The sequence below is a fragment of the uncultured Desulfobulbus sp. genome (assembly GCF_963662935.2).
Lineage (GTDB): Bacteria > Desulfobacterota > Desulfobulbia > Desulfobulbales > Desulfobulbaceae > Desulfobulbus.
This window is the reverse complement of the sequence record NZ_CAXXTL010000003.1, coordinates 402,193-414,200: the sequence shown is the minus strand read 5'-3', so window position 1 is coordinate 414,200 and position 12,008 is coordinate 402,193. Positions and strand designations below refer to the sequence as shown.

At 57.4% G+C, this 12,008-nt stretch carries 11 protein-coding genes; 3 read left to right on the top strand and 8 right to left on the bottom strand.

The window, feature by feature from the left end; genetic code table 11:
• Positions 1–17: 17 nt before the first annotated feature.
• Complete coding sequence (locus ACHZCX_RS20595; protein WP_319589085.1) at positions 18–770, bottom strand: putative metalloprotease CJM1_0395 family protein; 753 nt, start codon at positions 768–770, stop codon at positions 18–20.
• A 203-nt stretch (positions 771–973) separates the two neighbouring features.
• Here ACHZCX_RS20595 and ACHZCX_RS20590 point away from each other — a divergent pair, with 203 nt between their 5' ends.
• A complete protein-coding gene (locus ACHZCX_RS20590; protein ID WP_319589084.1) occupies positions 974–1,684 on the top strand; it encodes a DUF533 domain-containing protein in 711 nt (236 codons plus the stop codon).
• Positions 1,685–1,750: 66 nt separating this feature from the next.
• Here ACHZCX_RS20590 and ACHZCX_RS20585 read toward each other — a convergent pair whose 3' ends face one another.
• Complete coding sequence (locus tag ACHZCX_RS20585; RefSeq protein ID WP_319589083.1) at positions 1,751–2,746, bottom strand: TIGR00266 family protein; 996 nt, start codon at positions 2,744–2,746, stop codon at positions 1,751–1,753.
• 670 nt (positions 2,747–3,416) lie between these two features.
• On the opposite strand from ACHZCX_RS20585, the gene ACHZCX_RS20580 reads away from it, so the two are divergent.
• Entirely contained in the window at positions 3,417–3,893 is a 477-nt protein-coding gene (locus ACHZCX_RS20580) for an SET domain-containing protein-lysine N-methyltransferase (RefSeq protein ID WP_394708853.1), read from the top strand.
• The gene (locus tag ACHZCX_RS20575; protein ID WP_319589081.1) at positions 3,890–5,104 is read left to right on the top strand and encodes a diaminopimelate decarboxylase; all 1,215 of its coding nucleotides are present in this window, start codon (positions 3,890–3,892) and stop codon (positions 5,102–5,104) included. The genes ACHZCX_RS20580 and ACHZCX_RS20575 overlap by 4 nt, the downstream gene beginning before the upstream one ends.
• Positions 5,105–5,286: 182 nt before the next feature.
• Here the strand turns inward: ACHZCX_RS20575 and ACHZCX_RS20570 are convergent, their stop codons facing one another.
• The 6 genes from ACHZCX_RS20570 to ACHZCX_RS20545 form a co-directional block, all read right to left on the bottom strand.
• Positions 5,287–5,751: an ArsC/Spx/MgsR family protein gene (locus tag ACHZCX_RS20570; RefSeq protein ID WP_319589080.1), complete on the bottom strand. Its 465-nt coding sequence runs from the start codon at positions 5,749–5,751 to the stop codon at positions 5,287–5,289.
• Positions 5,748–6,779, bottom strand: coding sequence for an ATP-binding cassette domain-containing protein (locus ACHZCX_RS20565; RefSeq protein WP_319589079.1), 1,032 nt, complete (start codon positions 6,777–6,779; stop codon positions 5,748–5,750). Before ACHZCX_RS20565 ends, ACHZCX_RS20570 begins: the two co-directional genes overlap by 4 nt.
• Positions 6,780–7,035: 256 nt before the next feature.
• A complete protein-coding gene (locus ACHZCX_RS20560) occupies positions 7,036–7,725 on the bottom strand; it encodes a GTP-binding protein (RefSeq protein WP_319589078.1) in 690 nt (229 codons plus the stop codon).
• Positions 7,716–8,948 carry an ABC transporter substrate-binding protein gene (locus ACHZCX_RS20555; protein WP_319589077.1) on the bottom strand — a complete coding sequence of 411 codons (1,233 nt, stop codon included), beginning with the start codon at positions 8,946–8,948 and terminating at the stop codon, positions 7,716–7,718. Before ACHZCX_RS20555 ends, ACHZCX_RS20560 begins: the two co-directional genes overlap by 10 nt.
• 315 nt (positions 8,949–9,263) lie before the next feature.
• Positions 9,264–10,541 carry a nitrogenase cofactor biosynthesis protein NifB gene (nifB, locus tag ACHZCX_RS20550; protein ID WP_319589076.1) on the bottom strand — a complete coding sequence of 426 codons (1,278 nt, stop codon included), beginning with the start codon at positions 10,539–10,541 and terminating at the stop codon, positions 9,264–9,266.
• A gap of 39 nt (positions 10,542–10,580) precedes the next feature.
• Positions 10,581–11,960 carry a nitrogenase component 1 gene (locus ACHZCX_RS20545; protein WP_319589075.1) on the bottom strand — a complete coding sequence of 460 codons (1,380 nt, stop codon included), beginning with the start codon at positions 11,958–11,960 and terminating at the stop codon, positions 10,581–10,583.
• Positions 11,961–12,008 lie beyond the last annotated feature (48 nt).

The following is a 12,008-nucleotide window of genomic DNA, read 5'->3' as shown; positions in this document are numbered from 1 at the left end:
GATGAGATGGGAATCGCTCAGGCGACAATGTGCAGGGCCGGGCTACGACGGGTGGCGAAGGCTGCTTTTTCGTTGGTTTGGTCAGGAACTTCGTTGTTGGTCTCCGAAGTACTTTGTTGTTCCGTTTGCCCTTGGGCAGGGTTTGCCTGCTCGCTCTGCAGTTCTTGGCGGGCTTGGCTTTCCAAGGCGGTGGCGGAAGCGGCGATACTGCGATCCGCAGATGAAGGATCAGCCGGTGCCAGAGCAGCGCGTTTGACGGCCTGCATTTTTTGAATGGTCTCTTCCGGCGTTTTTTCCTGGCTGACATCGATCGGCACTTCACCGCCAACGGCATATCGTCGACCATCGGGCCCCTGTTGGTAGGAATAGGTGGGACCACCCCGGGCATATTGGCCAGCGCTGGCCAAGTGGGCCATTTCGTGGGTCTTGACTTCCTGGTCGCGGTCTTGCAATTGTTGGGTTATCTTTGCCTCGGCGGCGGAGAGTTCCTGGACCCCGGATCGTTGTCTATCGGCCCCTTCCTCGGTGCTGATTTTGCCTGCGGCTGCTGTTGACGCTTCCTCGGTTCCTGTGGCGTCCATCTGCCGTGATTTCGCAATGCCTCCCTCTGATAAGGTAACTTTATCTTTGGGATTTTCAGTTGTTGTGCTACTTTTATCAGGGACAAGTGCGATGCGCCGTGCCGGTTCTGACTGGAGGAGGGAGGGCACCCGTCCGCTGCGGTCATAGGTGGCAAGAAACGATGTGTTGGTGGTGGCAGGTGCGAGCATGGGCAAGAAATGGTTAAAGGATTTTTAAGATATTATACGGCACGGCAAGGGACGGAGACAAGCCGAATTTTTCGTGATGACGGAGTTACCGAATTTTTTGGTCGGGCGAAGTAAAAGTTGCGAAACCATAGACAGAAACGAAAGGGCGGACACCGGTTCAATTGGGAGTCCGCCGGAGATTAAACCTCCATGAGGGTGAATCCATGTTTGATGCGGAAAAATTGTTGGGGAAAATAGTCGGCGAGGTCGTGGGCAAAGGTAGTGGTTCCTGGGGTGGTGGAAACAAGTCAATACTGGGCAGCCTTGGCTCTGGTAGCGGGTTGATGACCATGATTGGTCTCGGCGTCGGTGCTTTCGAAATTTTGAAACAGCAGCAGGAGCAGAAAAGTCAAACCGGAGGAATGGGCCAGGCACCTCCGCCTCCACCCGGCTCCGGATCCTTCGGCACGGGTGCACCTCCTCCGCCTCCGGGTGGGTTTCAGGCTACTGCTCCCTCACCGCCGCCACCAATGCCAAGCGGTGCACCGGTCATATCCTCGCCGATGAGTGCTCCAGCCACTGGCGGTCTCGCTGGTGCTGAGCTAGCAGTCCGCATGATTCAGGTGATGGTCGCCGCTGCCCATGCCGACGGCGCCATGGATGCCGAAGAAGAGCGGGCGGTGCTAGATAAGCTGCGGGGTGCGGATCTGAACCAGGAAGAAAAGATGTTTCTGCTTGGTGAGTTGCATCAACCCAAAAGCCTTGAAGCCCTGACCGCTGGTGTCAGCGATCCTTCGGTGGCGAAAACCATGTATATGCTGGCTGTTGCCGCCATCGAGATTGATTCCGAGGCCGAACGGGCCTGGTTGAACGAGCTGGCCAGGCAGCTTGGTGTCAGTAGGGAAATACAGGCCTTCATTGAGGAGCAGCGGTGATGGTTGGGATTGGCAACGAGTGGGTTTCCTTAGGGAGAAACCCACTCGTTGCTGTTTGCTGGACTCTTACCGTTTAAGAATATTAACCAGGCTACCAAGGGCCGAACCTTCATCTTGACCTCCGCCTCCGGTCTGCGGTGCCGCTTCCCAGATACGGCCAGCCAGTCGTGAGAACGGCAGCGATTGCAGCCAGACGTGCCCAGGTCCGCGCAGGTTGGAAAAGAAAAAACCCTCGCCGCCAAAGATAGCCGATTTGACGTTGCCGACGAATTCGATGTCATAGTTGACTGAAGCGGTCAGCGCCACCAGACAGCCGGTATCAACTCGCAGTGTTTCGCCGGCGGCCAGCTCCTTTTCGACGATGGTGCCTCCGGCGTGGACAAAGATCATGCCGTCACCATCGAGTTGCTGCATGATGAACCCCTCGCCGCCGAAGAGAGCCACCCCGATTTTCTTTTGAAAGGCAATCCCCACCGATACACCCTTGGCCGCGCACAGGAAGGCGTCCTTTTGGCAGATGATCCGGCCGTTGTACTTGGCTAGGTCAAGCGGAATGATCTTGCCCGGATAGGGAGATGCAAAGGCAACCTTGCCCTTGCCGGCGCCGGTATAAGTGAACATGGTGATGAACAACCCCTCGCCGGTGATCAGCCGTTTGCCTGCGCCGAGCATCTTGTCGAAAAAAGTCCCGGAACTTGAGGATCGGGAGGCGTCGCCGAACACCGTCTCCATAACCACCTGATCGTGCATGTACATCATGGCCCCTGCCTCTGAAATGACGCTTTCCTGCGAATCCAGCTCAATCTCGACAAACTGCATTTCGTTGCCGAAAATGGTGTAATCGATTTCATGCGCTTCTTTGCCGGAATAAGGCGGGGGGGCAAACGTTGCCTGGCCAGGCTGCAGTTCCTGCACCCTGCCTGCGGGTTGCCAGTCGGCGAAGCCATCGCGCCAGACCATAGTGGCCTCGTTGTATTGCCCCGCAGCCAGGCCGCTGAGAATCTGTTGGGTGGTGAAAGGGCCAAGGGATTTGCCGTCCACGGCAACAAACCAGTTCGACATGAAACACCTCAATTTTGTTGAAGAAAAGGAAGGGGAAGGGAAAAGCAGCGAGTCTTTGTAATGGTATACGGATTATCCGTTGGATGAAAGAGAATATTTATTCTGTGTGGTTGTCGGTAATCCGCTACAGGCCGCTGTGGGACAGGGGGAGAGATATTTTTAATCTGGTCCTGTTTAGGATTGCAATAGCTGAAAGAAGATATATAAAATCGCGAAAATTAATTGGTTCCTGCGTGTCGATGGAGTGGTTTGCTCAATCAGCCTCAACTTTGTTGGAATTTATTTCAATTGATTGAAATAAATAAGATTTTTTTATACCGAAAAAACGACGAGAGAAACGAACGATACGGCATTAGGTGGGTCTGGATTTGGAAAACAAAGCTCGTGAGGATGGGAAAATTTTTTGCGGGTCAGGGACGAGGCTCAATAACCAATTTCTGCGCAGGTGGGTATGTAATACTCCTACCTCGAGGAGAAGGATCGTCTTTGTTAGGAAAGATGTAATATCAGTACGTTATTCCGTTTGTTAAATTTCGAAAATCGTTGTTAAAAATGCTTGTCAGCTGTTCAGAATAACTGTATTTAGCGTCCTTATTTTTTCACCTACCTCCTGTCAACAGATGTGCTGTCGATGGGTTTGGATTCCTTCACGTTCTAGGAGAACATGCACATGCTTTACCCGGACCAGTTTGGAAAAGATCCCCTTTTTCCAAAACATTCTGATTTTGCTGTTGTTTTTAAAGATGAATTGGCCGGTAGAGGAGTGATCGCCTACCGCGCCTTTTCAAAAGGCGAGATCGTCGCCAGAATGGCAGGGTATGTTGTGCATGAAATTCGGCAGCATACACTTCAGCTAACCCCGGAAACCCACTTGTATGACCCCTATTTTTCAGGATTTTTTCTTCATTCGTGTTCCCCCAACATTTCCTTGAACATGGTTGACCTGACTATTGTCGCCCTCAAGGATATCCAGGCCAACAATTTTCTTTATATGGATTATGCTGAAACCGAAGATATTCTGTTTAAGCAGTTTCCCTGCTCGTGCGGTTCATCGAATTGTCGCGGCTGGGTCACGGGCCGAAAAGAAATGATCAGTGGTGAGATGGTTCAGCCGGAATTGCTGAATATCAATCAGGCAATGCGTTGAATCAGCAGTCCTACTATGGCTGGTGGCAGAGAGACGATCTCTGTTACCAGCACCAGCACCTCTTTTTCGCCGGCCGTTCGGTCCAATCGTTGGCCGATCAATTCGGCTCCCCAACCTTCGTTTATTCCGCCGCTCGGGTGAAAGAAAACCTTGAGCGGCTGCATGGTGCTTTGATTGCATCCGGATTGGCGGGCCGTTTTTCCCTTTGCTACGCCATGAAGGCCAACCGTTTTGCGCCACTGTTGACCTTCCTTAAGCAGACCGGGTTGTGCGGTATCGATGCCTGTTCGCCTGCCGAGGTCGAGCACGCGGTCAGTTGTGGCTTCTCTCCTGCGGAGATTTCCTTTACCGCCTCTAGTCTTTCCACGCGGGACCTGCATGTACTGGCTCGTTACGACGGCTTGTTCATGGATTGCGATTCCCTGCATGCCATCCGAAGTTGGGGCGCACTCAAGCCGGGAACCAAGATCGGTATCCGGATCAATCCTGCCATGGGGATCGGCCGGGCAGCCAACGACAAACTGCAGTATGCCGGCGAGACAACGACCAAGTTCGGCATCTATTGGGAGCAGTTCGCCGAGGCTCTGGAGCTTGCCAGGTCCTATGGTTTAAAGGTTGCGAAAATTCATTTTCATACCGGATGCGGCTATTTGACACCGCAACTGGAGCAGCTGGAACGGATCATCGGTCACTGTATGCGGTTCGTCGATGCTGCGGGCGGAGTCGAAAGGGTCAATATTGGCGGAGGGTTGGGGGTGCCCCATCTGGCCTCTGACCAATCTTTGGATCTGAAACGGTGGGCAGAGGTGCTTCACCGGCAATGTGCGGGGCGCGGACTGCATCTCGAGATTGAACCAGGCGATTATATCGTTAAGGACGCGGGCATCTTCCTTCTGGAAAAGACCTTTGTCGAGCAGAAAAAAAACACGGTTTTTGTCGGTGTCGATGCCGGGTTCAACCTTGCGCCGGAACCCGCCTATTACAGCCTACCCTTTCAACCGTTGCCGCTGCGCTACGATCAATCGCCCTGCACCCCGATGAACGTGGTTGGCAATGTCAATGAGGCCTTAGATGTGTGGTACGAACAAGCCTTACTGCCGAATTTAACCGGGCATACCCACCTGGTCCTGATCAACGCCGGCGCCTATTCTTCCTCCATGGCCTCAAATCACTGCATGCGCGGTCAATTCAAGGAATTCTTACTGTTCTGATCGTGGCCTTGCGGCAGTCAGGGATTTTTCACCTTTCTGTGTTTATTCATTTTTTTTGCAAACTCCAGCTTTAGTGAAAAAAGATCAGTAAAAAATATCGCAATATCAACCTATCCCTAATGCCCGCTGGACTGGCTTTAACGCAACCCTCTCTTCGATTTCTTTGGCTGTCCCCCAGCCCTTCAACCGAGCCTCGGCAATGTCCGGGGCTCATCGCACTGGATCCCGATGGCGTCACCGGGACACCCTTCCAAATCCACGCCCTTCAAGAGATGTAATCGCGGACTCTCTTTGCAACTGACACCAATCCGCTCCAACTCCTCAATATTGAATCCGACCAATTGAACTCCGTTGACCTCCATCAGGGGGCGGCGAATCAAGAGCGGATCAGCCAGCATAACATCCAAAGCCTGCTCCTCACCCATGGCCGCAATATCAATCTCACCTGATTTGACACGCGGTGCCAGACCGTTGAACCACTGGGCAACGGAGAGGGCACCGAAGTAGGAGCGCAGTTCTTCCCTGGTAAACGGGTAGGCAAGAAGATTTTCGATGATCAGCCGGTGGCCGGCGGAAAGCAGGATCGCTTTTTGGCGGGCATTGCCGGTGCAGTTGGGTTTCTCGAAAAAACGGATCGTCGCTTTCATGGCACATTCCTCCGTAGTCTATGACTATCAATGGGGGTGATTTTGGAACCCTGGCGCAGTTGGTTCCGGATGGCGGCGTGGATATCGTCAAGCGCTTCCAGGTCGGCGAGGAGGGCTTCCTCCTCATTGGTCCGATCATGGAGCGAATGCATGGCCCCGTTGCGCATGCACAGGCGGCGCGGCGCCAGCAGGGCGAGCAGCGGGTCGTGGGTGGCGGAGAGGACGATTTTGTCCTGCGACAACAGGAGGTTGAAGGCGGCTCTCCGGTCGATGCCGGCGTTTTCGATCTCGTCGATGAGCACTATCGGCGAGCGGCAGACCAGCGCGGTGTCGGCCACCATCAGGGCCCGAGTCTGGCCGCCGCTGAGGCTGGTGAGGGCGGTGGTGCCGAAAAAAGGTTCGCCCGACAACTCGTTGGCCGCTTCGATGGTATCGATGACCACGGATGCGGCCATGCCCCGGCTTTCTACATGCAGGCTGAGCAGTTCCTCGACGGTGGCATCGAGGACAAAGGACATGGTTTGCGACAACTGGGCGATGAGTTGGTCGCCGCCGGTGGAAAATCGTCTGTCTGCGGAGGGTTGACCGTCGATCAGGATCATCCGTCCGCTCGGGGTGTCTCCGGTGGCCAGCCATTCGATGTCGGCCAACAGGCGGCTCTTGCCCGATCCGGTGGGCCCGACAATGGCCAACAGGTCGCCTCGCTTGAGGAGGATGCGCTCGACCTGCTCCGGCTGGCCTGACTTATCGCGGCCGGCAACGATCTCCAACTGTTCAAGCGAGGTGGTGGAGGCGAGCAGGGCACCCAGTTCGTTGATCCGCGCCAGCATTTGATCGAGAAATCCTTCCGCCGAATGGTGGCGCAGGGCAGACCACTGGGCCAGCTTGGCCGCAAGGGTCACCTCTTCGGCCGGGTCGAATTCGATGCCCTGCTCCAGCAGCACCGATTCGAGCAGCGGGTAATCGGCCAGCAGGGCGGCGAGGCTGGTTTGGGTCAGCTTTTCTTGGGTGAGGGGTTGCACAATCATCCTTTGTCCAAAGCAAGGTACGGTTCAATGGCAGCGAGAGGGAGGCGTAGACCCCACCGAGCTGGTCATTTTGACCGCAGAGAGAAAACTCCGTGTTCCAGGGTGCCGAGATCTCTCCCCGGGGTCGAGATGACATTCGAGTAGATGCAAAAATTCCGGATTCACATCGCGGGCATGGCCCGCTCCTACCCCACGGGGTATCGCTTCTGCCGGTAGGAGCGGGCCATGCCCGCGAACAAGGTCCTGAACCACGATTTCAATCAATGCTCAGCTTGCGAAACTGGCCGATCTGGTACTCCGGGCCGACTCGGGTTTCGCCAAGACAATAGGAGCAGAGCGCCGCCGGCATGGGAAAGCGCAGGCGCAGGGTTTCAGAAGAATCCTGCAGTTCCGGGGCATCAATAAACATCCGCGCTAAGGCGTGCGAGCCCTGGCCGGTGCGGCCGTTGATCTGGATGATTCTGGCGCGCGGGGCCACGCTCTGTACCCGGTAGGCAAAGACCTCGCGCTCGGCCTGGGAAACGATGTCGCCCTTGGTGATCACCACCGCGTCGGCCAGCTTGAGCATTGGGCCGATTTTCTTTGGAGTGTTGAGGCCGCTGACGTTGTCGATGACGCAGACCGCGAGCGACCCCTTGATATGCGGTGAGCAGCGGTTGCACAGGCCGGCGCTCTCGATCACGGTCAGGTCCAGTTGGTTCTTGGCCGACCACTCCAGCACCCGGTCGATGTTGCTGACAAAATAGTGGTCCGGACAGAGCACGCCCGACAATCCTTTCTGCACCGGGATGCCTGCCGCCTGATAGAGGGCGTCGTCGTCGGTGAACAGACAGTCGAACTTGATCACCCCGGCCTTGACTCCGTCGGCAGCAACCGCCTCCAGGGTTTTGATCAGCACCGAGGTCTTGCCGCTGGAGGGCGGACCGGCAACCGTGATCAGCCGCATCCTGCCCCGCCTGTGCGCTGGTATTCTGCGGTGAATGTTTCGCCAACCGATTGCTTGACCTGTTCCAGGTCGTTGGCGTAGATGAAATTCCAGCCGATCCAGAACAGTCGTTTGCCCGCAGGGAGGATGTCGGCCACCTCGGGATGCGGGGTGGGAAAGAAATTGTCGCTGCAGTGCTGGTGCAGAGCCTTGCCCATGAGAAAATCGATCACCTGCGCCAGCTCCTTTTGTTTTGACTTTTTGACCAGCAGCTGCACCGGACTGACAAAGGCCCCTTCCTCGGGAAAGAGAATCTCAATCCGCTCTGCGGCCTTGATCTTTCGGGCAAAGAACCAAGGCATGATGAAAAAGGGCGGGCAGCCTTCGGCGCGGGCATCGATCATCTTGACCATCTGGGCGGGGTGCGTGCCGCCGCAGACATTGGCCGCCAGGCGGGGGATGGCCTCCATGCCGAACAGGCGGAAAAAGGGCACGAGCACCCCGGAGCAAAAAAAGCTGTCCTGGCCGCGCATGATGATCGATTTGCGGTACTCGGGTTGCAGGAGATCGGACCAGGACACCGGCGGCGCCAACTCGGGGCGTACATCCTTGACGTGCACCGCCACCAGGGCGTTGGCGCAGAACTGGGTGAAATGGCCGCGCGGGTCGGTATAGCCCATCTCGGCCATGCGCGGGTGCATCGGGCCGTTGACGCTGACAAAGTGGCCGGGGAGAACGAAGCGCTCCAGAAACCGACGGTGATAAAAGGCGTTGAGGTCCGAACTGAGGATCAGGTCCGGCAGTTCGTCCACCGACTCCACCGAATCGACGTAGGGGTAGTAGGACATTTCGTGATTGACGTTGCCTTCGGCCAGGTAGGCCAGCGGCGCGTTGCTGGCGGCCAGTTGCTCGGCAAAGGTCTGCAGGGCGCGATCGAGTGAGACTTTCAAGCCGCAGGGGAGCAGGGCCAATAAGGTCGGCTGGGCGGTTTGGATGTCGGCGGCGGAACTGGCCAGCTCGCTGGTGGAATCGGCTTCGGCTGCCTGGCAACAGCGCGCAAGGAACAGTTCCGGGTCGATCCGCTTGAATTTCAGCAGGGTGCGCAGCTTGAGAAACGGCCCCAGTTTGTCGCGGACCTGCGGGCTGTCGAAATCGTGAAAGCCGAAGCTCTGGAAAACCGGCAGGGTCTCCGGGTGGCCGTCAAGGCACTCCTTGACAGAGAGATCGAGGTGGATCGGCGGCATTGTTGTATCCTTGGCTTACTGGTCTTTGGTCTGAGGCGCCACTTTCCTGGAAGTTGCAACGAAAGGGCTTCTCGGTTCGGTTCAACCCAGCCCGTCTGTCATTCCGAACGCTTGTGAGGAATCTGGAGATTTCACCCTTCGGTTGAAATGACACAACCCTCCCATCGGTTGTTTGCTGCACCCAGGATCCTGGCGGGCAACGCTTTGGGTTTGATCGAAGAAAAAAAAGGGGCACAAGTCCACCGGGCCGGGAGCAATCCGGCCCGAAACCCTGTGCCCCGAGCGTTGGGAGGTGTGGTGACCGAGGGGGATCGATCAGCCGCACCCGTTCCCACCGCCGGCACAAGCGCCTTTGGACGAACATTTGCGCATCCGTCCCTGCAGACTGGAGAGTCCCTTGCCGGTGTAGACCGCCTCCAGGCCGCGCTCGATAAAGCCGACCATGGTCACCGGGAGCACGCCTCGCTTCTTCAACATTTCCTTGGGCGAGTCGCCGAGATCATTGACCAGGATGGCCCGGCAGTCGCTCAGGATGCGGCTAATGTTGAGCCAGCGCTGGCTGCCTCCGCCGGCGGGCGGGGCCTGGCGGTCCTCGACGTGATGGTAGCCGCCCTGACCGTCCTCGGCCCAGATCTGAAACCGGGTCGCCTCACCCAGATGCTGGTTGACCAGCACTCCCTCCAGGGTCGCGACCGCGACATAGGGGCGAACGGTTTCTTCCGGTTTGGGTAATTGGGCACAGGCGCTGAGGCAGCCGCGCATCTCGTCTGTGCGGTCGTTGTCAAGCAGGCCGACTGCATCGGCCCGGCAACGGGTGCAGTGGCGCATCTGCGGCAGGAACTGCTCGGCCTGGTTGCGGAGTGTGTCCATATGCTCCTTGGAAGGCTCGGCAATATTTTCAAAGGCTGTGTCCGCATTGGGGAACATGGCCATGCAGTTGAGCAGATCCACGCCCAGTTCCTTCATGCTCGCGGCCAGCACCGGGATGTGGTGATCGTTGATCCCCGGAATGACGATGGTGTTGACCTTGACCGTGATCCCGTGCTGCTTCAACAGGGAAATCGCCTGCAACTGACGGGCGAGCAGCAGCTCCGCGCCTTGGCGGCCGCGATACAGCACCTTGCCGTCCCGCACCCAGGCATAGATGTGCTGGGAGATCTCCGGATCGACAGCGTTGATGGTGATGGTCACATGAGAAACGCCGATCTCGGCCAGCTCCGGCACATGCGGCGCCACATTCATGCCGTTGGAGGAGAGGCAGAGAATGGTGTCCGGGTACTCTTTGCGGATCAGGCGCATGGTCTCCAGGGTCTCCTCGGCGTTGGCAAAGGGGTCGCCCGGACCGGCGATGCCGGCCACCGAGATGCGCGGTTCCTTTTCCAGCACCTTGCCCATGTAAACCAGGGCCTGATCGGGGCTGAGCAGGGTCGAGGTGACGCCGGGCCGCGACTCGTTGACGCAGTCGTACTTGCGGTTGCAGTAGTTGCACTGGATGTTGCATTTCGGGGCAACTGGCAGATGCACCCGGCCGTACTGGCCTTTGGCTTTGACGTTGAAGCAGGGGTGGCGATTGAAATCTTTTTCGTTAAGCATAACGGGGCTCCTTTATTACGGGGAAAGTGACCGTTGTCATTACATGTAGAAATAGCCGACCGGGGAATCGTCCTGTTTTTTCTCGATCATCGCATTGGCGACCAGATCGAACAGGTGTTGCGCGCCGGCATACCCGAGATGGAGAATGCGTTGGCCGCCGACCCGGTCATGGATGGGGAAGCCCACCCGGATGAGCGGGATGTTCAATTTTTTCGCCAGCGGGTAGCCCTTGGAATGACCGACTACCAGATCGAGGTCGAGCTGTTCCGCCATCTCGCTGATCTCGAAGAAATCCATGCCCTCGAAGACCTGCGGCTGTTCGAGCAGGGTATCACCGGTAGCGGCCGCAATCGCGGCTTTCAGCTTGCCCGAGGTGCCGCCCGAGGCGCAGAGCACCGGCTGGACGCCGATCTCGGCGAGGAAGGAGCACATGCCCACCAGCAGATCTTCCTCGCCGTAGAGGATGGCCCGTTTGCCGAAGATGTACTTGTGGCCGTCAACATAGGCGTCGACCAGACGGCCGCGCTGTTTGGCGTATTTTTCCGGGGTCGGGCGGCCGCTGATGGTCTCTAGCAGGCTGAAAAAGGCGTCGGTTTCCCGGATGCCCACCGGCATGCCGATCCGGTGATACGGCACGCTGAATTTTTCCGCCAGGACCGTGCCGCCGGTTGCGGCCAGGGTCGGGCCAAATTCAATGGTCGCCTGGGACTGGCCCATGGCTTTGATCGCCGCTATCGGGGTGCCGCCGCCCTGGATTTTTTCGTATTCGAGCAGGGCCGGGCCGTCCATGGTCTCGGAGAGATCGGGCAGCAGGGTGCAGCCCAGGCCGAAGTCGGTCATGGTTTCAGCGAGCAACCGGTAATCGGCCGAGCTGACGAAACCGGGCAGGAGATTGACGACATCGTTGCGTGGTCCGCCCTCGCTCAACTGAGTCACGACCTCACGGATGGCGGCGTGGAAGCCCTCCATGTGGGTGCCCGAATAGCTGGGGGTGGAGACGTTGACAAAGGTGGGCAAACCCACCGAGCCCTTGGTGTCCTCGGCGTACTGGTGCAGGTACATCTTGACGTCGTCGCCGATGGTTTCGGTCAGGCAGGTGGTGGCGATGCCGATCAGCTGAGGCCGGTACTTGGCGGCCACATTGGTCAGGCCGAGCTTGAGGTTGGGGCCGCCGCCGTAGACCGCGTGCTTCTCGGAGAGCGAGGAGGAGGCGATGTCGATCGGCTCGTTGTAATGGCTGATGATGTAGCGCCGCATATAGGTGGCGCAGCCCTGGGAGCCGTGCAGATAGGGCACTGCGCCTTCAATGCCTTTGAAGGCCAGGCAGGCGCCGAGCGGCGTGCACAGCTTGCAGGCGTTGGTGGTTGAAATGTAGTTGGGTTTCTTGGGCTTTTTGAATGTAGGTGGATTCGTGCTCATGGCGTTTTCCTTGGTCTCATATACTTTGCGCTGTCATCTCGACCAGCG

Bases quoted from the DNA above. Each gene is read 5' to 3' on its own strand.
- ACHZCX_RS20595 (WP_319589085.1), bottom strand. From the start codon at position 770: ATGCTCGCACCTGCCACCACCAACACATCGTTTCTTGCCACCTATGAC.
- ACHZCX_RS20590 (WP_319589084.1), top strand. From the start codon at position 974: ATGTTTGATGCGGAAAAATTGTTGGGGAAAATAGTCGGCGAGGTCGTG.
- ACHZCX_RS20585 (WP_319589083.1), bottom strand. From the start codon at position 2,746: ATGTCGAACTGGTTTGTTGCCGTGGACGGCAAATCCCTTGGCCCTTTC.
- ACHZCX_RS20580 (WP_394708853.1), top strand. From the start codon at position 3,417: ATGCTTTACCCGGACCAGTTTGGAAAAGATCCCCTTTTTCCAAAACAT.
- ACHZCX_RS20570 (WP_319589080.1), bottom strand. From the start codon at position 5,751: ATGAAAGCGACGATCCGTTTTTTCGAGAAACCCAACTGCACCGGCAAT.
- ACHZCX_RS20565 (WP_319589079.1), bottom strand. From the start codon at position 6,779: ATGATTGTGCAACCCCTCACCCAAGAAAAGCTGACCCAAACCAGCCTC.
- ACHZCX_RS20560 (WP_319589078.1), bottom strand. From the start codon at position 7,725: ATGCGGCTGATCACGGTTGCCGGTCCGCCCTCCAGCGGCAAGACCTCG.
- ACHZCX_RS20555 (WP_319589077.1), bottom strand. From the start codon at position 8,948: ATGCCGCCGATCCACCTCGATCTCTCTGTCAAGGAGTGCCTTGACGGC.
- nifB (WP_319589076.1), bottom strand. From the start codon at position 10,541: ATGCTTAACGAAAAAGATTTCAATCGCCACCCCTGCTTCAACGTCAAA.
- ACHZCX_RS20545 (WP_319589075.1), bottom strand. From the start codon at position 11,960: ATGAGCACGAATCCACCTACATTCAAAAAGCCCAAGAAACCCAACTAC.